This is a genomic window from Streptomyces sp. NPDC059994 (assembly GCF_042737755.1).
Taxonomy (GTDB): domain Bacteria; phylum Actinomycetota; class Actinomycetes; order Streptomycetales; family Streptomycetaceae; genus Streptomyces.
Map to the genome: position 1 here is coordinate 1 of NZ_JBHWUR010000130.1, position 19,512 is coordinate 19,512.

The following is a 19,512-nucleotide window of genomic DNA, read 5'->3' on the forward strand; positions in this document are numbered from 1 at the left end:
TGCGGGGGGCCCACCGGCGCGGGGGTTGGGCGGCGGTGTAGTGGGGGCGGGCCACCCGTACGGTGCCCGGCCCCACCCGGTGACTGCGCGCCTCGCGACTGCGCCCTGCGGCTACTTCTTGCGGCGTCGGCCGCCCGTGGTCTTCTGGGCCTTGCGGCGCTCCGCGCGGGTCATGCCGTCCGCCTCGGAGCGGGCCGGCTCGTCGCCGTTGTCGAAGTCGCCCTCGACGACACCGCCCTCGCCGTCCACCGTCGGGGCGGAGAAGTGCAGCCGGTCCGGGCGCTGCGGGGCGTCCAGGCCCTTGGCCCGGATCTCCGGACGCGCCCCGGCGGGCTCCTTCTCCAGCGACGGCTTGCCGGAGGGCGCCGTGTCCTCGACCGGGACCTCCTCGACCTGCTGCTCGACCTGGACCTCCAGGTTGAACAGATAGCCGACGGACTCCTCCTTGATGCCGTCCATCATGGCGTTGAACATGTCGAAGCCCTCGCGCTGGTACTCGACCAGCGGGTCCTTCTGCGCCATGGCACGAAGGCCGATGCCCTCCTGGAGGTAGTCCATCTCGTAGAGGTGCTCGCGCCACTTGCGGTCGAGCACCGAGAGGACCACGCGCCGCTCCAGCTCACGCATGATCTCGGAGCCGAGCTGCTCCTCGCGCGCCGCGTACTGCTCGTGGATGTCGTCCTTGATGGACTCGGCGATGAACTCGGCGGTGATGCCCGCGCGGTCGCCCGCCGCCTCCTCCAGCTCCTCCACGGTGACCTTCACCGGGTAGAGCTGCTTGAAGGCGCCCCACAGCCGGTCCAGGTCCCACTCCTCGGCGAAGCCCTCGACGGTCTCCGCCTGGATGTAGGCGTCGATGGTGTCGTCCATGAAGTGCTGCACCTGCTCTTGCAGGTCCTCACCCTCCAGGACGCGGCGGCGCTCGCCGTAGATGACCTCGCGCTGGCGGTTGAGCACCTCGTCGTACTTCAGGACGTTCTTACGCGTCTCGAAGTTCTGCTGCTCGACCTGCGACTGGGCCGACGCGATCGCGCGCGTCACCATCTTGTTCTCGATCGGCACGTCGTCCGGCACGTTCGCCATCGACATGACGCGCTCGACCATCTGGGCCTTGAAAAGGCGCATCAGGTCGTCGCCGAGCGACAGGTAGAAGCGGGACTCACCCGGGTCGCCCTGACGGCCGGAGCGGCCGCGCAGCTGGTTGTCGATCCGGCGCGACTCGTGCCGCTCGGTACCGAGCACGTAGAGCCCGCCCAGCTCCTTGACCTCGTCGTGCTCGGCCTTGACGGCCCGCTCGGCCTTCTCCAGCGCGGCGGGCAGGGCCGCGGCCCACTCCTCGATGTGCTCCTCGGGGTCGAGGCCGCGCTGGCGCAGCTCCGCCTCGGCGAGGTCGTCCGGGTTGCCGCCGAGCTTGATGTCGGTACCACGGCCGGCCATGTTGGTGGCGACGGTGACGGCGCCCTTGCGGCCGGCCTGGGCGATGATCGGCGCCTCGCGCTCGTGCTGCTTGGCGTTGAGCACCTCGTGCGGGACACCGCGCTTGGCGAGCTGCTGCGAGAGGTACTCGGACTTCTCGACCGAGGTGGTGCCGACCAGGATCGGCTGGCCCTTCTCGTGCTTGTCGGCGATGTCGTCGACGACCGCCTCGAACTTCGCGACCTCGGTGCGGTAGATCAGGTCGGACTGGTCCTTGCGGACCATCGGGCGGTTGGTCGGGATCGGGACGACACCGAGCTTGTAGATCTGGTGGAACTCGGCGGCCTCGGTCATCGCCGTACCGGTCATGCCGGAGAGGCCGGGCTCTTCCTTGCCCTCCTGGTCATGACGCTTGTAGAGGCGGAAGAAGTTCTGCAGGGTGATCGTGGCGAGGGTCTGGTTCTCGTCCTTGATGTCCACCCCTTCCTTCGCCTCGATCGCCTGGTGCATGCCCTCGTTGTAGCGGCGGCCGGCGAGGATACGGCCGGTGTGCTCGTCGACGATCATGACTTCGCCGTCCATGACGACGTAGTCCTTGTCCTTCTTGAACAGTTCCTTCGCCTTGATGGCGTTGTTCAAGTAGCCGACGAGCGGGGTGTTGACCGACTCGTAGAGGTTGTCGATGCCCAGCCAGTCCTCGACCTTGGCGACGCCGGGCTCGTGGATGGCGACCGTGCGCTTCTTCTCGTCGACCTCGTAGTCGCCGGTCTCCTCGATGCCCTTGAGCGGGTTGCCCGCCTCACCCTTGGTGAGGCGCGTGACCAGCTTGGCGAAGTCGCCGTACCACTTGGTGGCCTGGTCGGCCGGGCCGGAGATGATCAGCGGCGTACGCGCCTCGTCGACCAGGATGGAGTCGACCTCGTCGACGATCGCGAAGTTGTGGCCGCGCTGGACGAGCTCCTCCTGGGACCACGCCATGTTGTCGCGCAGGTAGTCGAAGCCGAACTCGTTGTTCGTGCCGTACGTGATGTCACAGGCGTACATCGCGCGGCGCTCGGCGGGCGACATGTTGGCCAGGATGCAGCCGACCTCAAGGCCGAGGAACCGGTGCACGCGGCCCATCATCTCGGAGTCGCGCTCGGCCAGGTAGTCGTTGACCGTGATCAGGTGCACGCCCTTGCCGGAGAGCGCGTTGAGGTACGCCGGGAGCGTGCCGACGAGAGTCTTGCCCTCACCGGTCTTCATCTCGGCGACATAGCCGAGGTGCAGCGCGGCGCCGCCCATCATCTGGACGTCGTAGTGGCGCTGTCCGAGGACGCGCTTGGCGGCCTCGCGGACGGTGGCGAAGGCTTCCGGGAGCAGGTCGTCCAGGCTCTCACCGTTCGCGTAACGCTCCTTGTACTCGTCGGTGAGGGCACGGAGCTCGGCGTCGGAGAGGTTCACGAAGTCCTCTTCGATGGAGTTGACCTGGTCCGCGATGCGGTGCAGCTTGCGCAGGATCTTGCCTTCGCCTGCACGCATGAGCTTTGAAAGGACGGACACGGGGGTTGGTCTCCTTGCCGGTCGGGCCTGGCGCGGTCGAGTACGGTTGACTACTTCTGGGCAACGGCCATCGTATGCGAGGACCCGCCCACGCCGGGAGGTCTGCCATGACGACAACGGACAGGGCGCCCGGAAGGTGCCGGGAAACACGAAAAGCCCTGGCGGGCGATCCGGCCCCGCGCGGAGAATCAGCCGATGGACCCAGTCATCCTCAGCACCGAGCGCCTGCTGCTGCGCCCCGTCGGCCCGCAGGACGCGGACGGCACGTACGCGGCCTGTCAGGACCCCGACATCCAGCGCTGGACCACCGTCCCCTCGCCGTACCTGCGCGAGCACGCCGAGGCCTTCACCGGCACCTTCGCGCCCAACGGCTGGCGGGACGACTCCGAATTCACGTTCGCGGTACGTCTTAGGGATACCTCCGGGACGGGTGAGGCCGAAGAGGCCGCCGGGACCGGTGCGGCTGAGGGGGCGGCGTCGGAGGGCGCGCTGGTGGCGATGGTCGGCGTCATGCGGCGCGGCGAGAACGTCGCCGAGCTGGGGTTCTGGGCGGCCAAGGAGCACCGGGGCCGCGGCTATATGACCGAAGCGGCGGTGGCGGCGGCCCGCTGGGCCTTCGAGTCGGCGGGCGTCGAGCGCCTGGAGTGGCGGGCGGAGGTCGGCAACGCGGCCTCGCGCGCGGTGGCCGAGAAGGCGGGCTTCACCATGGAGGGCACCCTGCGCGCGGCCCTCGTCCACGGCGGCACCCGCCGCGACAGCTGGGTGGGCGGGCTCCTCCCCAGCGACCTGGGTCTGCCCACCACGCGCGCGTACTTGCCGTCCCGGGGGTGAGGCGGGCGCGGCCGGGCCCCGGCCCGGGACGCTCCCCGGTGGATTGTCAGTGCCGCCGTCTATCGTGCGGAACATGACCAGCCTGCCGCGTCCCGCCGCCCAACTCTCCGCCGACGAGGCCCGTCGCATCGCCCTGCGCGCCCAGGGCTTCATGGGCGCCCCCGACCGCAGGGGCGGGGTCCGGGGCGTGCTGCGCCACCTGGGCGCGGTCCAGCTCGACACGATCTCGGTCCTCGCCCGGTCACACGAGTTGATTCCGTACGCACGCCTGGGCGCGGTGGGCCGCAAGGCGGTGGACGGGGCGTACTGGACGGACGGCCACGCCTTCGAGTACTGGTCGCACGCCGCCTGCATCCTCCCCGTGGAGGAGTGGCCGCACTTCGCCTTCCGCCGGCGCGCCTACCGCTCCCGCCCGCACTGGCACCACGACCTGCCCGACGGGGCGTACGAGCAGGTGATCAAGCAGCTGCGGGCCGAAGGCCCGCTGACCGCGACGGACTTGGGCGGCGCCAAGAACAAGGGCGAGTGGTGGGACTGGTCGGAGTCCAAGGTCGCCGTCGAACGTGCGCTGATGTACGGCGAGGTGGTGTGCACCGAACGACGCGGCTGGAAGCGGGTGTACGACCTGGCCGAGCGCGCCATCCCGGACGCCTTCCTCCACGATGAGCTGGACGACACCGAGTGCCTGCGCCGCCTCGTCGCGCTGGCGGGCCGCTCTCTCGGCGTCGGCACGCGCGCGGACATCGCGGACTACCACCGTCTGAAGGGCGAGCAGGTGGACGCGGTGATCGCCGACTCCGGGCTGGTGCCCGTCACCGTCCAGGGCTGGGACAAGGCCGCCTGGGCAGACCCGGAGGCGCTGGCCACCGAGCCGCGCGGGCGCCACCGCACGACGCTCCTGTCGCCCTTCGACTCGCTCATCTGGGACCGCGCGCGCACCGAGCGGATCTTCGGCTTCAGCCACCGTCTGGAGGCCTACACGCCCAAGCCGAAGCGGGTGTACGGATACTTCGCGATGCCCCTGCTGGCGGGCGGCAGGCTGCTCGGCCGCGCCGACCCCGCCCGCCAGGGCCGCACGCTGGTGGCCAAGCAGGTCTCCCTGGACACACCGAAGGCCATAGCCCCGATGGCCCAGGCCCTGCTGGAGGCGGCGCGGTGGGTGGGCTGCGACGCCGTACGGATCGAGCGCGCCGACACTCCGGGGATCGCCCGGGAGCTGACGGCGGCGATCGCGGCGGCCTGAGCCGAGCCCGGGCCAAGGCGGCGCCGCGCGGCGGATCGGGGCCAGGCCGGGCCGGGCAGGCTCTAGCGGATCTCCAGGATCTTCTCGCGCATCGCGTAGACCACCGCCTCCATCCTGGAGTGCAGCTGCAGTTTCTCCAGGATGTTGCGGACGTGATTCTTCACGGTGTTCTCGGAGATGAACAACTCCTTGGCGATGTCGCGGTTGTTCATCCCCGTGGCGACGAGCTTGAGCACCTCCAGCTCACGATCGGTGAGCCTCGGCGCGGGCACCAGCCGGCGCTCGTCGGTGCGCTGGATCATCGACTTGAACTCGGTGAGCAGCTTCGACGCCATCGACGGGCTGATCTGGGACTGGCCGTCCGCCACCGCCCGGATCGCGGTCGCCACCTCGTCGGTGGAGATCTCCTTGAGGAGGTAGCCCGTCGCACCCGCCTTGATCGCGTCGTAGAGGTCGGCCTCCTCGTCGCTGATCGTCAGCATGATGATCTTCGCGCTGGGGGCCACCTCCTTGATGGAGGTGCAGGCCTCGATCCCGCCGCGCCTCGGCATCCGTACATCCATCAGCACGATGTCGGGAAGCAGGTCCGCCGCCTTGTCCACGGCCTCCGCCCCGTCGCCCGCCTCGCCGACGACCTGGATGTCCTCCTCCGCGGCCAGCACGATCTCCAGGCCCCGGCGGAACAGCGCGTGGTCGTCGACGACCAGGACCCGGATCGGCTCCTTGCGCGATCCGGCCGCTTCCATGCCGGCGGGAGCCCCGTCAGAACCGTCCGGGGCCGACCCGCCGTGCACCGGCCCGAAGCTGTCTGCCATCGTTCCTCCCCCTGAAGGCCATGGCCCGAGTTGGTGTTGCTTCACCAACCGTGCTCCACGAAGGAGCGGTTGGCGTGCGACGCCATGATTTCATGCCCGGCCGACAGAGCGGTGGTCCAGCAGTCGCACAATGGTGCCCCTGGGGGCGCACAAGCGCTCCAGGGGCACCACCGCACTCTGGTACGGCGCGCCGCACGGATCCGTTCAGCGCGCCGCCGACCTGGTCATCCGCCGAGCGCTCCGCCGGCGCCGCCCGCGTCCTCACCGGCGAGCGGGTCCGATTCCAGATGAATCACGCCGTAGTCGTAGGCGTGCCGCCGGTAGACGACACTGGGCTGCTTCGTCTCGGAGTCGACGAAGAGGTAGAAGTCGTGCCCGACCAGCTCCATCTCGTAGAGCGCCTGGTCGAGCGTCATCGGGGCGGCGACATGGGTCTTCTCGCGGACCACGAGCGGGCCTTCGCCCTGGACTTCGACCGATCCCATCCGGGTGATGGGGACGCCCTCCTCCGTCGTACGGTTCACGAGCTCCCCGCTTCCGTTCAACTCGGCGGCGTCCGGCACCACGACGGCCACTTCGGCAGCCGACAGCCGACCGTTGCCCCTGCGGGTGTAGCGCTTGTCGTGCTGCTTGCGCAGCCGCGCCTCCAGCTTGCTGTGGGCCAGGTCGAGGGCTGCGTACGGATCTCCTGCCGCCGCCTCCGCCCGGATCACCGGGCCACGCGAGTGCAGCGTGATCTCCACTCGGTCGGAACGGTCGGCCTGCCGCGGGTTGTGTTCCTTGGACACCTCGACGTCGAGGCTGATTACCTTGCCGTCGAGCTTCTGGATCTTCTCCAGCTTCAGCTTCTCGGCCACGTGCTTGCGGAACCGCTCGGGTACCTCGGTCTTGCGGCCCTTGACGACGATGTCCACGCAGAACTCCGTTCCCGGATCACTCCGCCTTCACTGCGGAGCATCTCCCTCTTGCACCAGACTCCGGTGACCCCCGGAGTCTCGGACTGGGCGACTTTCACCTCCTCCTCCCCCGTGGGGAAGATCGTCACCCCACCGACTTCAGGGTCGGGGAAATAGCCAGAAGGCCGTGCGTTCAGTGAGGCTCAGCTCTCGCCATTCCTCACAACCGAACATAGCTCGCTCGGACGGGTGTCGGCACCCGCTACCCGCACGTACCTCCGTTCAGGTGTTTCCTCCCTCTCACTACCTGCAACGATGCAAGTTCCCTGTCAGTTCCGGTTTATTCGAAGGATGCCGGAGTGGACGCGACGACCGCGGCCGCCGCCGTTCGTCGTGCGAATCCCGGAAGTGTGTGCGCCGGGCCATCGCCGACCGCCCCGGTCGCCGTCCTGGCGGCGCCCGCGACGGCTCGGGCCGCCTCCACCAGTGAGGCTCCCGTAGTCATCAGGTCGTCCACCAGGACCACCCGGCCGCCCTCCAGCAGCCTGTCACCGCCCGCCGGCACCTCCAGCGCCCCGCTCAGATTCGCCAGCCGCTGCCGGGCGCTCAGCCCCGACTGGTCCGCCACCGCACGCCGCTGGCGCAGCACCGCCGCCACGCGCGCGTCCGTACCCGTACGCCGCAACTCCCCGGCCGCCGCCAGGGCGATCCGGCGCGCCGGATCATGCCCGCGCGCCCGCACCGCCCGCCGCGCCGACGGCACCGGCACGAGCAGCAACGGCCCGTCCCGGGGCGCTCCGGCGGCCGCGCGCACCGCGCCCGCGAGCGCCTGCCCGAGGACTCCGGCCAGCCCCAGGGCACCTCGTTCCTTGTGCGCGAGCAGCATCGCCCGTACGGCGTCCGCGTACACCGCCGCCGCGTACACCACCGGCAGCCCTGCGGGCTCGGGGGCAGGCCGGACCCGCCGTGCCGGCACTCCGAGCAGCGCCGCCGCGCACCGCTCACACAGCGCCGTACGGGGACTGCCGCAGCCGCCGCAGGCAACCGGCAGCACCAGCCCGGAGATCTCCTGCCACCATCCCCGCATGGCATCCACTCTGCCAACAGGGAGACCGCCCGGCCACCCCTGTGGAAAACCCACCGGGGCGGCGGAGCCACCGCTGCCGGGACGATCGAGCGTCCACCGCCGGGGCGGCGGAGCCGTCAGCCCGGATAGACCGGCGAGGAGCCCGTCTTGACCGCCGTCTTCCAGTTGGCGCCCGGCGGCAGCCGTACGATGCCGTCCTCCTTAGAGTGCGCCACCAGCGGCAGCCGCTCGTCGTCCGCGGCGGCGATCTCGGTCACCCGGTTGGCGCCGGGCAGATTGCCCGCGGCCGACAGCGAGCCGTCCGTCTGCATGTAGCGCAGCTGCTGCTGGAGGCCGCCCGACTCCTTGCCGACCACGACGAGGCGGCTGCGACCGGCCCAGGAAACGGCCGTCACATCCTCCATCTGGGGCGCTCCGGGACGCAGCTCCACCACGGAGACCTGCGGGTGCTCCGGATCGCCGATCCGCTCCACGCGGCCGATCCGCAGCGTCGTGTGGCCGCCCTCGTTCACCAGGAGCGCGATCCGCACCCCGTCCGCCGACATCCGCACCTGCTCGATGCGCGCCCCGTTCAGACCGGCGACATCGACCTCCTGCGGCTGGCCCTCACCCTGGTCGAGGCGGAGCAGCCGGGGGTGACCCGGGTCCCGGTCCGCCACCCACAGGTCGTTGCGCCCGTCCCAACTCGGCGCCGAGAGCCCGTCCTTCGGATCCTTGCTCTGGCTGGTCACGAGCGTCTTCACCAGCTCGCCGTCGTACACGATCGGCGCCACGTACATCGAGCGGCCGTCGGTCGCCACCCCCGCCGCGCGCCTCTCGTCCCGCTCCACCGCGACCGTACGCAGCCGCTGCTCGGCCCGACCGAACGGCCCGGGCACCAGCTCGGTGACCACGTCCCCGTCCGTGCTGTCGACGCCGTCGGTGCTGTCCGCGCTGTCGCGCGTACCGGCACGCATCCGCGCGAGGCGCCCCTGAGCGTCCACGAAGTACTGGCCGGGCTTGGGCGAGATACGGTCCGGGGCGTACCCCTCGGCCTGGTCGCCGCCGAGCACGCACAGCTGCGAGCCGTTCGCCCGGTCCAGCTCCACCTGGCCGACCCGGGTCGCCGTCAGATCCCGCAGGGTGAACAGCAGTTGGGCCGCCATCTTGCGGCACTGACTCCCGCCGACGTTGGACGCCCGCTCGTTGAGCGGCACCTTCAGCGCGTTGCGGTCGTCGAACGAGAGCGACTTGGTGCCCTCCTTCAGCGCCGTACCGCTCGGGAAGCGCGAACCCACCACCGGCCGCAGCCAGTTGGTCGGCCCCTCCAGGACGGCCATGACCGTCTGGGTGACCAGGTTCATCTGCGTCTCGGGGTCGTTGCGCTGGCGCACGTACACCGGATCGGCGACCAGCCGGTCCTGCCCCGACGCGAAGTAGTACTTGTTGACGGAACGGTAGATGCGCTGGAAGTCCGACTGGCCCAGCAGCAGCCCCTCGGGCAGCGCGTCGATGCGCCACTCCTTGCCGTTGGGCGTGTTCTGCCGTACGAGATGGATCGTCTCGTTGTACGCCGACTTCGGCCCGGCCGGCTGGAAGGCGTGCTGCTTGTCCACCACGGCGACCGGCTTCCCGGTCACCGTGAACGTGAAGCTCGAACTGTCGCCCTTGTCGTTGGTCCGGTTCGGCTGCGGGTTCGGCCCGTCGGCCAGCACCGTGGTCGCCAGATCCGGCTTCCAGGTCCGCGCGGCCTGCGGCGTCAGATACTTGCGGGCCGTCGCGAACTGCGGGTCGTCACTGGTCATCGCCTCCAGGAACCCGTCGACTATCTCGTCGGCGGCCGCCCCCTCGCGCGGCGGCACCGCGTACACCTGCACCTGCGAGTCGGCGCGCTGCGAGGCCTGCACCGCGTGCACGTCACCGCTGTCGGGCATCGACGCGCACCCCGCCACCAGCACACCGCCGCAGCCCAGCAGCGCGGCCGACCGCAGCCGACGGCCGCGGCCCCTCCCCCGATCAGCGCCCACGAGCCGATTCCTCCTGGTCGGCGGCTGCCGGGGCAGCCGCTCTGTCAGCAGCCTGCGATGGTACGGATTCGCCCTCCACGCGCGCGTCACTGACCCGGGGCACCACCCTGGCCCCGCCGCCACCGGGCAGCGCGGTCGGATCGGCGGCCGGCCCGGACGTCCTCGGCGGGACCGGGGGCCGGGGCGGCACGGGCAGCGAGGAGTGGGTGGCGGCGGGCTGGACGGGCACGCTCGCCAGCCGCAGCCCGTTGCCCTGCTCGGCCGTCGCGCCCTGGCGGGCACGCTCGCGCGCGGCCCGCGAGTCCTCCGGTTCCAGCGGTATCGGCGATCCGCGCAGCGGCTCGTCGGCCGTACGCGGCAGCGTCAGCCGGAACTGGGAGCCGCCACCCGGCTCGCCCCAGGCCTGGAGCCAGCCGCCGTGCAGCCGCGCGTCCTCGACCGCGATCGACAGTCCCAGACCGGTGCCTCCGGTCGTCCTGGCCCGAGCCGGGTCGGCCCGCCAGAAGCGGTTGAACACCCGGGTCGCCTCGCCCGGCTTCAGGCCCACTCCGTAGTCGCGCACCGCGATCGCGACGGCGCCGCCGGCCGTGCCCATACGCACCACCACATCCCGGCCCTCGCCGTGCTCCACGGCGTTGACCACGAGGTTGCGCAGCACCCGTTCGACCCTTCGGGCGTCGGCCTCCGCGACCACCGGCTGGTCGTCCCCGACCACCCGTATCCGGGTGCCCTTGCGCTCGGCGAGCGGCTCGGCACCCTCGATCACCCGTCGTACGACGTTCCGCAGGTCTATCGGCTCGGCCTCCAGGGCCGCCGCGCCCGCGTCGAACCGGCTGATCTCCAGCAGGTCGGCGAGCAGCGACTCGAACCGGTCGAGCTGCCCGGCCAGCAGCTCCGCCGACCGCGCCGTCACCGGATCGAAGTCGACGCGCGCGTCGTGGATGACGTCCGCGGCCATCCGTACGGTCGTCAGCGGCGTACGCAGCTCGTGCGAGACGTCCGAGACGAACCGCCGCTGCATCCGCGACAGCTCCTCCAGCTGCTGGATCTTGATCTGGAGGTTCTGCGCCATCTTGTTGAAGGCCTCGCCGAGCCGGGCGATGTCGTCCTCGCCGGTGACCTTCATCCGCTCCTGGAGCTTGGCCGCGGAGAGCCGCTCCGCGATCTGCGCGGCCATCCGCACCGGGGTGACGACCTGCCGCACCACCAGCCAGGCGATCGCCCCGAGGAGCACCACCAGGAACAGCCCGGCGGTCGCAAGGGTGCCCTTGACCAGGCTCAGCGTCTTCTCCTCCTGCGCCAGCGGGAAGAGGTAGTACAGCTGGTAGGCCTGGCCGTCGACGTCCTTCAGCTTGGTCCCGATGACCAGCCCCGGCTTGGACTCCTGCCCGTCGAGGTACTTGATCGAGGCGTATGTCTTGTATGCGCCCGTGCCCTGGTCGACGTTTTCCCGCAGGCTCTGCGGGACGCTGGAGACCGGGTCCACGCCGCCCGAGGCGCGCGGGCCCCGGTTGCTGGAGGGCGAGTCCTCGGAATCGGCGCTCAGCGCGACCACGTAGAACGCGCCCTGCCCGCCGCTGGCGAGCTGGGTCACCAGCTCGCTGCGCCAGGTCACCGAGCTTGCGCCCCGCCCGTCCGAGCCGGCGTCGTCCTGTCCGCCCGGCGCCGCCGGGGCGCTGGCCTTGTCCTTGGCCACGGCGAAGCCGCCCGCGGACTGGCTCTCGGACGCCTTCTCCTTGGTGACGAGGAGCCCGTTGCGCACCTGACCGATGACAACGAACCCGAGCAGCAGCACCACACCCAGCGACATCAGCAGGGTGGAGGCGACCACCCGCACCTGGATGTTGCGCCGCCACAGCCGCACCGCGGGCAGCAGCGGACGCCGCACCCAGCGCACAAAGAGCCTCAGCACGGGGCTGCCGGGCGTGCCCTCCTGGAGGATCCGCCCGCCCCATGACGTCTTACGTCCCTCACCAGCAGCCCGCCCCCCACGGACCCCGGGCTTCCCGGGCTTCGGAGCAGCACCGCCGCGGGACATATCAGCTCGGTCCGGCCTTGTAACCGACACCACGGACGGTCACCACGATCTCCGGACGCTCGGGGTCCTTCTCGACCTTCGAGCGCAGCCGCTGGACGTGCACGTTGACCAGCCGCGTGTCCGCCGCGTGCCGGTACCCCCACACCTGCTCCAGGAGCACCTCGCGGGTGAACACCTGCCACGGCTTACGGGCCAGCGCGACCAGCAGGTCGAACTCCAGCGGGGTCAGGGCGATGGACTGCCCGTCCCGCTTCACGGAGTGACCCGCCACGTCGATCACCAGATCGCCGATCGCCAGCTGCTCCGGCGCCGGCTCCTCCGACCTCCTCAGGCGCGCCCGGATACGGGCGACCAGTTCCTTCGGCTTGAACGGCTTCACGATGTAGTCGTCCGCCCCGGATTCCAGGCCGACCACCACATCCACGGTGTCGCTCTTGGCGGTGAGCATCACGATCGGCACACCTGACTCGGCCCTGATCAGCCTGCAGACCTCGATGCCGTCCCGTCCGGGCAGCATGAGGTCCAGCAGTACCAGGTCCGGCTTGGCCTCACGGAATGCCGCCAGTGCCTTGTCGCCGTCCGCTACGAACGACGGCTCAAAACCTTCTCCACGCAGCACAATGCCGAGCATCTCGGCCAGCGCGGTGTCGTCGTCGACGACAAGGACGCGTCCCTTCATAAACGTCATCATCCCATTAGCTAATCGTTACCTGGCGTGACCTGGCACACAGCTCTCTCAGCCCGCCCCCCGTCACGGGGGAGAGCACACCTTCCTCGGTGACAATCGCGGTCACCAGCTCGGGGGGCGTCACATCGAAGGCAGGGTTGTACGCCTGCGTCCCCAGCGGCGCCACGGGCAGTCCGCCGCCGGTCCCCCACCCGGCCGCAGAGATCTGCGGTCCGGTGAGCTCCGTCACCTCCTGCCCGGGTCGCTGCTCGACCTCGATCGCCGCCCCGTCGGGGGTTTCCAGGTCCACCGTCGTGACTGGCGCCACCACGATGAACGGCACGTGGTGGTACTTGGCGAGCACCGCGAGCGGATAGCTTCCCACCTTGTTCGCCACCGATCCGTCCGCGGCGATCCGGTCGGCCCCGATCAGCACAGCGTCCACCTCCCCCGCCGCGAACAGCGAACCCGCAGCATTGTCGGTCAGCAAGCTGTACGCCATTCCACTGCGCGCCGCCTCGTACGCGGTCAGTCTGGCTCCTTGCAGCAGTGGCCGCGTCTCGTCCACCCACAGCCGCCGCAGCCGGCCCGCCCGGTGCGCGGCCAGCGCCACCGCGAACGCGGTGCCCTCGCCGCCGGAGACCAGCCGCCCGGTGTTGCAGTGTGTGAGCACCCGGTGGCTGCCGCCGGGCAGCAGCTCGTCGAGCAGTGCGAGGCCGTGCGCCGCCATCTTGGCACTGGCCTCCGCGTCCGCCCGGTGCAGGGCCTTCGCGGCCGCCAGCGCCGCCGCCCCGGCCGCCTGAGAACCCGCGCCCTTGCCGACCGCCGCCTGATACGCGTCCAGGGCCAGCCGCACCCCGTACCCGAGGTTCACCGCGGTGGGCCGCGCCGCCGCCAGCAGAGCCGCGGCCTCCTGCACGTCGTAGCCGCGCACCCCGGCCAGCGCCACCCCGTACGCCCCGGCGATCCCCAGCAGCGGCGCCCCGCGGACCGCCAGCGTCTGGATGGCGCGCACCAGCGCCGGCACATCCGTACAGACCAGCTCGACCTCCTCGGCCGGCAGCCGGGTCTGGTCGAGGAGCACCAGCACCGGCCCCTCCGGCGGCTCGTCCCAGCGCAGCTGTGCCAGTCGCGGCGGCTCGGAGCCCACGGTGGATCGCACCTCGTGATCAGCCATCCGCCCAGTCTGCCCGGTGAGCCGCCGACAATTGAAGGTGCTAACGAGATACGGGGGCCGGTCCGCGGCCCGGAACCGCATGGCACGATGGCTGCCAACCCCAACGAGCCGGCTCGCCGAGCTGGTCCCACGACCAATCCACGAGGTGGACGACCGTGAACGACTCTCCGGGCTGGGCTTCGCCCGGATCGGCCCCCTCCGACGGCGAGGACTCCGGCGCTGCCGGGCAGCCCGAGCCTTCCGACCGGGCCCGCGCGTCCTCCCAGTGGTCCCGGAACCAGCCTCCTGCGGGCCAGTGGTCGCCTCCCGCCGCCACGCCGGGCCAGGGCACGCCCCCGCCCCCTCCGGGCCCTCCTGGGGCCCAGCAGGGCGGCTGGGGCCGGCCCCCCGCCCCCGGCGGGAACTGGAACTCCGGCTGGGGCCCCGCACCCGCCGCCAAGCCCGGCGTCATCCCGCTCCGCCCGCTCGGGGTCGGCGAGATCCTCGACGGCGCGGTGTCGACGATGCGCGCCCACTGGCGCACGGTCCTCGGCCTCACCCTCACGGTCGCCGTGATCACGCAGATCGCGGACATCCTCGTCCAGCGCTACCTCCTGCCGGACCCTCCGGAGATCGACCCGAACGCCACCGGCACCGAGGCCATCGACCAGGCCTTCGACTCGCTGCGCTCCAGCATGCTCAGCCTGCTGCCCATCGGCGTCCTCGCGCTGATCGGCACGCTCTTCGTCACGGCGGTCCTCACTGTCGTCATCAGCCGCTCCGTCCTGGGGCGCCCGGTGACGCTGCGGGAGGCCTGGGCGGAGGCCCGGCCGAGGCTGCTGCCCCTGCTCGGCCTCCTTGTGCTGCTGCCTTCGATGGCGGGCGCGGTCGTCGGCATCGGCATCCTTCCGGGGGCGCTCATCGGATCCGACGCGGGTGCGGCCCTGGCAGGGCTCGGCGGGCTGGCCGCCGTCGTGGTCGTCATCTGGCTGCTGGTCCAGTTCAGCCTCGCCGCCCCCGCGCTGATGCTGGAGCGTCAGGGCCTCGTCAAGTCCCTGCGCCGGTCCGCCAAGCTGGTCCGCGGCGCCTGGTGGCGCATTTTCGGCATCACGCTGCTGACGCTGCTCCTCACCTTCATCGTCTCGATGATCATCGCGATCCCGTTCACCGTCATCGGAACGCTCGTGGACGACGGCGGCGCCAGCAGCCTCTTCTCCGGGGCCGGTTCCGACTTCGGCTGGCCGTTCCTGATCATCACCGGGATCGGCGCCGTGATCGGCTCGGCGATCACCTACCCGATCTCCGCCGGTGTCGCCGCGCTGCTCTACATCGACCAGCGCATCCGCCGCGAGGCCCTCGACCTCGATCTCGCCCGCGCCGCGAACCTGCCGGGCCACGAGACTCCCGGGAGCTGATGCGGTGTCCGCAACGGGGGGCACAACCATGGTGCGGCTGCTGGTCCGATCGACGGGCGAACCACCGGTGGACACTCCGCGCGTGCCCGCCCGCGAGGCGGCACGGCGCGAACTGTCGAACCCGATGTACCACGAGAACGACCCGAACCTCCTGGAGCGCGCCCTCAACCGGTTCTGGGACTGGGTCGGCGGCTTGTTCGACGCCGCCTCGGGCGCAGCCCCGGGCGGCGCGCTCGGACTGGCCGCCATCGCCGTGTTCGTCCTCGCCCTGATCGCCGCCCTGTGGTGGCGGCTGGGCACCCCGAAGCGCGTTGTCTCCACCGTCGGCACGGTCTTCGACGACCGCCCGCGCAGCGCCGCAGAGCACCGCGCCGCCGCCGAGACCCACGCCGTGGCCGGCCGCTGGACCCAGGCCGTCCAGGAACGGATGCGCGCGGTCGTCCGCTCCCTGGAGGAACGCGCCCTCCTCGACCCGCGCCCCGGCCGCACCGCCGACGAGGCCGCTGCCGAGGCTGGGCGTCCGCTGCCCGGCCACGCCGACCGACTCCGCGCCGCCGCCCGCGAGTTCGACGACGTCACATACGGGGGCCGTACGGCGAACGAGGCCGCGTACCGCCGCCTGTATGACCTCGACACCGACCTGGAACGTACGAAGCCGGATCTCAGCGCCCTCGCCCAGCGCCCCACAGTGCAAGCGACTGCCCGGGGAGCCGCCGAATGACCGGCACCCAGGCCCCCGCCGGCGCTGCCTCCCTCGCTTCCACGTCCACCGACGCGACGCCCCGTCAGATCTGGACGCGCACCCGCGGGCTGCTGCTCGCCGCCGTGATCCTCCTGGTCGCCGGGATCGCCCTCGCCGCCACCCGCTCCGGCGACCAGCACGGCCGCCTCGACCCCCGGTCGGCAGACCGCTACGGCAGTCGCGCCGTCGCCGAACTCCTCAAGGACCAGGGCGTCTCCACGCGCGTGGCCACCACCCTCGACGAAGCCACCCGCGCCACAGGTCCGGACACCACACTCCTGGTCACCGTCCCCGATCTGCTCACGGCATCCCAGCAACACCGGCTCCACGCCGCCACCACCGAGTCCGGCGGACGCACCGTGCTGATCTCCCCGGGCGCGCCCTCCCTTCCCGTGCTCGCCCCTGGCGTACGGGAAGAGGCCTCGTCCTCGGTCAGCAACCGCGAACCGAACTGCTCCCTGCCGCTGGCCGTCCGCGCCGGAAGCGCCGACACCGGAGGTGTCCGCTACACCGCCGACGGCCAGGCCGACGACGCCTGTTACCCCGCAGGCGGATTGCCCACCCTGCTCCGGATACAGGCTCCCGCCCACGGCGACACCGTCCTGCTCGGCGCCCCGGACATCCTCTACAACCACCGTCTCGACAAGCAGGGCAACGCCTCGCTCGCCCTCCAACTCCTCGGCTCCCGCCCCCATCTGGTCTGGTACCTCCCCTCGCTCGGTGATGTCTCGGCCACCGACGGCGGTGACCGCAGCTTCTTCGACCTCATCCCGTCCGGCTGGCTCTGGGCCACCCTCCAGCTCACCCTCGCGGCCGCACTCGCCGCCATCTGGCGAGCCCGCCGCCTCGGCCCGCTGGTGACCGAGCAACTCCCGGTCGCCGTCCGCGCGTCCGAGGCCACCGAGGGCCGGGCCCGCCTCTACCGCAAGGCCAACGCCCGCGACCGCGCGGCCGACGCCCTGCGCTCGGCCACCCGCACCCGTCTTGCTCCCCTCCTGGGCGTGCCCGCTGCCTCGGCACACGCGCCCGAACTCCTCGTCCCCGCCGTCTCCGCCCGGTTCCCGTCAGCCGAACGGGACCTTCATGTCCTGCTCTTCGGCCCGGCCCCGGCCGACGACGACGCACTGGTCCGCCTCGCGGACGAACTCGACGCCCTCGAAAGAGAGGTACGCACCTCATGAGCGACCGAACCCCGGCGACCGCAGCGAACCCGGACAGCGCCCGGGCCTCCCTGGAGGCCCTGCGCGCCGAGATCGCCAAGGCCGTGGTCGGCCAGGACTCCGCCGTCACGGGCCTGGTCGTGGCACTGCTGTGCCGCGGCCATGTCCTCCTCGAAGGAGTCCCCGGCGTCGCCAAGACGCTCCTGGTGCGTGCGCTCGCCGCTTCGCTCGAACTCGACACCAAGCGCGTCCAGTTCACCCCCGATCTGATGCCCAGTGATGTCACGGGCTCGCTGATCTACGACGCCCGCACCGCCGAGTTCTCCTTCCAGGCCGGCCCGGTGTTCACCAATCTGCTGCTCGCGGACGAGATCAACCGCACTCCTCCGAAGACCCAGTCGTCCCTCCTCGAAGCCATGGAGGAGCGTCAGGTCACGGTCGACGGCAGACCGCGACCGCTCCCCGAGCCCTTCCTGGTCGCCGCTACGCAGAACCCCGTCGAGTACGAGGGCACCTATCCCCTGCCGGAAGCCCAGCTGGACCGCTTCCTGCTGAAGTTGACGGTGCCTCTGCCCTCGCGCGCGGACGAGATCAACGTCCTCGCCCGTCACGCCGGGGGCTTCGACCCTCGCAACCTCCAGGCAGCCGGAGTCCGCCCGGTCGCGGGAGCCGCCGACCTCGAAGCGGCTCGCGCTGCCGTCGCCAAGACCTCGGTCTCCGCAGAGATCACCGGCTATGTCGTCGATATCTGTCGTGCCACGCGTGAATCCCCCTCACTCAGCCTCGGTGTCTCTCCCCGAGGCGCCACCGCCCTGCTCTCCACCGCTCGCGCCTGGGCCTGGCTCACGGGCCGGGACTATGTGATCCCTGACGACGTAAAGGCCTTGGCCCTCCCCACACTTCGCCATCGCATCCAGTTGCGTCCCGAGGCGGAGATGGAGGGCGTCACCGCCGACTCCGTCATCACCTCGGTCCTCGCCCACGTCCCCGTCCCCCGCTGAGACGGCGATCGTGGCTCTCACCGGACGCACTGCTCTGCTCGCTGCCCTCGGCTCCGTCCCCGTCGGCGTATGGGCCCCGAGCTGGGCGGGAATGCTCGCGGTCAACGCCCCCCTCACACTCGCAATGATGTGCGACTACGCCCTCGCCGCGCCAGTGCGAAAGCTTCAATTCACCCGAAACGGTGATACATCAGTTCGACTAGGTGACGCCGCTGAGGTCGTCCTCACCGTCACCAATCCCTCCGGACGCCCGTTGCGGGCCCAGCTCCGCGACGCCTGGCCACCCAGCAGTTGGACCTCCGGCGCCGAACAGGACGCCTCCCGGCACACATTGACGGTCCCTGCCGACGAACGCCGCCGCGTCACCACGGCCCTGCGCCCGACCCGGCGGGGCGACCGCCGCTCCCAGCAGATCACCGTCCGCTCATATGGACCACTCGGCCTCGTCTCCCGGCAAGGCAGCCACCACGTCCCCTGGACCGTGCGCGTACTGCCACCGTTCACCAGCCGCAAACACCTGCCGTCCCGGCTGGCCCGACTGCGCGAACTCGATGGCCGCACCAGCGTGTTGACCCGCGGGGAAGGCACCGAGTTCGACAGCCTTCGCCCCTACGTCCCGGGCGACGACACCCGCTCCATCGACTGGCGCGCCACTGCCCGGCAGAACACCGTCGCCGTACGCACCTGGCGGCCCGAACGCGACCGTCACATCCTTGTCGTCCTCGATACGGGGCGTACCTCGGCAGGCCGCGTCGGAGACATCCCGCGCCTGGACGCCGCCATGGACGCCACTCTGCTCCTCGCCGCACTCGCCTCCCGCGCGGGCGACCGCGTCGACCTCCTCGCGTACGACCGTCGTGTACGGGCCCAGGTACAGGGCCGCGCCGCCGGCGAACTCCTGCCCTCTCTGGTCAACGCACTCGCGCCACTCGAGCCCGAGTTGGTGGAAACGGATGCCCGAGGCTTGAGCGCCGCCGCACTCGCCAACGCTCCTCGACGTTCCTTGATCGTGCTGCTGACCAGTCTGGACGCAGCCCCCGTGGAAGAAGGCCTGCTCCCCGTTCTCCCGCAGCTCACGAAGCGCCACACAGTCCTGGTCGCGGCGATCGCCGACCCCCATATCAAGAAGTTGGCGGAGTCGCGTGGCACTGTGGACGCCGTTTACGAAGCAGCCGCCGCCAGCCGCACCCAGGAACAGCGCCGCCGCACGGCTGAACAACTGATGCGCCACGGCGTCACCGTCGTGGACGCCACCCCGGATGAACTCGCTCCGGCGCTGGCCGACGCGTACCTGGAGCTGAAGGCTGCAGGCCGACTCTGATGGGAGCGGGTTGGGACGGGGAAAAGGTCCGACCTGATAAGGCCCTGAACGCAAAAATGCCTCAACCCCCGGCCCAAAAGGGCACGGGGGTTGAGGCTAAAGATTGTTCGGCGGTGTCCTACTCTCCCACAGGGTCCCCCCTGCAGTACCATCGGCGCTGAAAGGCTTAGCTTCCG

The 19,512-nt window shown here is 71.0% G+C and carries 15 protein-coding genes; 7 read left to right on the forward strand and 8 right to left on the reverse strand.

What is annotated here, in order from left to right; translation table 11 throughout:
- Positions 1 to 111 precede the first annotated feature (111 nt).
- Positions 112 to 2,958, reverse strand: a complete 2,847-nt coding sequence (gene secA, locus ACFWA7_RS35610; RefSeq protein WP_385538813.1) for a preprotein translocase subunit SecA — start codon at positions 2,956 to 2,958, stop codon at positions 112 to 114.
- A gap of 195 nt (positions 2,959 to 3,153) precedes the next feature.
- On the opposite strand from secA, the gene ACFWA7_RS35615 reads away from it, so the two are divergent.
- Positions 3,154 to 3,789, forward strand: a complete 636-nt coding sequence (locus ACFWA7_RS35615) for a GNAT family N-acetyltransferase (RefSeq protein ID WP_385538815.1) — start codon at positions 3,154 to 3,156, stop codon at positions 3,787 to 3,789.
- A 73-nt stretch (positions 3,790 to 3,862) separates the two neighbouring features.
- Complete coding sequence (locus tag ACFWA7_RS35620; RefSeq protein ID WP_385827226.1) at positions 3,863 to 5,032, forward strand: winged helix-turn-helix domain-containing protein; 1,170 nt, start codon at positions 3,863 to 3,865, stop codon at positions 5,030 to 5,032.
- A gap of 62 nt (positions 5,033 to 5,094) precedes the next feature.
- On the opposite strand, the gene ACFWA7_RS35625 is transcribed toward ACFWA7_RS35620, so the two are convergent.
- From ACFWA7_RS35625 to mtnA, 7 genes are all read right to left on the reverse strand, one after another.
- Positions 5,095 to 5,847, reverse strand: coding sequence for a response regulator (locus ACFWA7_RS35625; protein WP_385538819.1), 753 nt, complete (start codon positions 5,845 to 5,847; stop codon positions 5,095 to 5,097).
- Positions 5,848 to 6,071: 224 nt separating this feature from the next.
- The gene (gene hpf / locus ACFWA7_RS35630) at positions 6,072 to 6,761 is read right to left on the reverse strand and encodes a ribosome hibernation-promoting factor, HPF/YfiA family (RefSeq protein ID WP_385538820.1); all 690 of its coding nucleotides are present in this window, start codon (positions 6,759 to 6,761) and stop codon (positions 6,072 to 6,074) included.
- 322 nt (positions 6,762 to 7,083) lie between these two features.
- The gene (locus ACFWA7_RS35635) at positions 7,084 to 7,830 is read right to left on the reverse strand and encodes a ComF family protein (protein WP_385827228.1); all 747 of its coding nucleotides are present in this window, start codon (positions 7,828 to 7,830) and stop codon (positions 7,084 to 7,086) included.
- A 116-nt stretch (positions 7,831 to 7,946) separates the two neighbouring features.
- Positions 7,947 to 9,836 (reverse strand): LpqB family beta-propeller domain-containing protein, encoded by a 1,890-nt coding sequence (locus ACFWA7_RS35640; RefSeq protein ID WP_385827230.1) that lies wholly within the window; start codon positions 9,834 to 9,836, stop codon positions 7,947 to 7,949.
- Complete coding sequence (gene mtrB / locus ACFWA7_RS35645; protein ID WP_385538825.1) at positions 9,826 to 11,874, reverse strand: MtrAB system histidine kinase MtrB; 2,049 nt, start codon at positions 11,872 to 11,874, stop codon at positions 9,826 to 9,828. The genes ACFWA7_RS35640 and mtrB overlap by 11 nt, the downstream gene beginning before the upstream one ends.
- 1 nt (position 11,875) lies before the next feature.
- On the reverse strand, positions 11,876 to 12,565 hold the full coding sequence (gene mtrA, locus ACFWA7_RS35650) for a two-component system response regulator MtrA (RefSeq protein ID WP_188278465.1): 690 nt from the start codon (positions 12,563 to 12,565) through the stop codon (positions 11,876 to 11,878).
- Between the two features lie 4 nt (positions 12,566 to 12,569).
- A complete protein-coding gene (mtnA, locus tag ACFWA7_RS35655; RefSeq protein ID WP_385538828.1) occupies positions 12,570 to 13,718 on the reverse strand; it encodes an S-methyl-5-thioribose-1-phosphate isomerase in 1,149 nt (382 codons plus the stop codon).
- Between the two features lie 155 nt (positions 13,719 to 13,873).
- Between mtnA and ACFWA7_RS35660 the strand changes: the two genes are divergently transcribed.
- The 5 genes from ACFWA7_RS35660 to ACFWA7_RS35680 are packed head-to-tail and all read left to right on the forward strand — an operon-like array spanning position 13,874 to position 19,336.
- Positions 13,874 to 15,112, forward strand: a complete 1,239-nt coding sequence (locus ACFWA7_RS35660; protein WP_385827232.1) for a hypothetical protein — start codon at positions 13,874 to 13,876, stop codon at positions 15,110 to 15,112.
- Positions 15,113 to 15,116: 4 nt separating this feature from the next.
- Entirely contained in the window at positions 15,117 to 15,833 is a 717-nt protein-coding gene (locus ACFWA7_RS35665; RefSeq protein ID WP_385827234.1) for a DUF4129 domain-containing protein, read from the forward strand.
- A complete protein-coding gene (locus ACFWA7_RS35670) occupies positions 15,830 to 17,035 on the forward strand; it encodes a DUF4350 domain-containing protein (protein ID WP_385827236.1) in 1,206 nt (401 codons plus the stop codon). The genes ACFWA7_RS35665 and ACFWA7_RS35670 overlap by 4 nt, the downstream gene beginning before the upstream one ends.
- On the forward strand, positions 17,032 to 18,015 hold the full coding sequence (locus tag ACFWA7_RS35675; protein WP_385827238.1) for an AAA family ATPase: 984 nt from the start codon (positions 17,032 to 17,034) through the stop codon (positions 18,013 to 18,015). The genes ACFWA7_RS35670 and ACFWA7_RS35675 overlap by 4 nt, the downstream gene beginning before the upstream one ends.
- A gap of 10 nt (positions 18,016 to 18,025) precedes the next feature.
- Positions 18,026 to 19,336 (forward strand): DUF58 domain-containing protein, encoded by a 1,311-nt coding sequence (locus tag ACFWA7_RS35680; RefSeq protein WP_385827240.1) that lies wholly within the window; start codon positions 18,026 to 18,028, stop codon positions 19,334 to 19,336.
- Positions 19,337 to 19,512 lie beyond the last annotated feature (176 nt).

Excerpts from the sequence above, each read along its gene's own strand:
- mtrA (WP_188278465.1), bottom strand. The coding sequence starts at position 12,565 with ATGATGACGTTTATGAAGGGACGCGTCCTTGTCGTCGACGACGACACC.
- ACFWA7_RS35675 (WP_385827238.1), top strand. The coding sequence starts at position 17,032 with ATGAGCGACCGAACCCCGGCGACCGCAGCGAACCCGGACAGCGCCCGG.
- ACFWA7_RS35635 (WP_385827228.1), bottom strand. The coding sequence starts at position 7,830 with ATGCGGGGATGGTGGCAGGAGATCTCCGGGCTGGTGCTGCCGGTTGCC.
- ACFWA7_RS35625 (WP_385538819.1), bottom strand. The coding sequence starts at position 5,847 with ATGGCAGACAGCTTCGGGCCGGTGCACGGCGGGTCGGCCCCGGACGGT.
- ACFWA7_RS35620 (WP_385827226.1), top strand. The coding sequence starts at position 3,863 with ATGACCAGCCTGCCGCGTCCCGCCGCCCAACTCTCCGCCGACGAGGCC.
- ACFWA7_RS35670 (WP_385827236.1), top strand. The coding sequence starts at position 15,830 with ATGACCGGCACCCAGGCCCCCGCCGGCGCTGCCTCCCTCGCTTCCACG.
- mtnA (WP_385538828.1), bottom strand. The coding sequence starts at position 13,718 with ATGGCTGATCACGAGGTGCGATCCACCGTGGGCTCCGAGCCGCCGCGA.
- mtrB (WP_385538825.1), bottom strand. The coding sequence starts at position 11,874 with ATGTCCCGCGGCGGTGCTGCTCCGAAGCCCGGGAAGCCCGGGGTCCGT.
- ACFWA7_RS35615 (WP_385538815.1), top strand. The coding sequence starts at position 3,154 with ATGGACCCAGTCATCCTCAGCACCGAGCGCCTGCTGCTGCGCCCCGTC.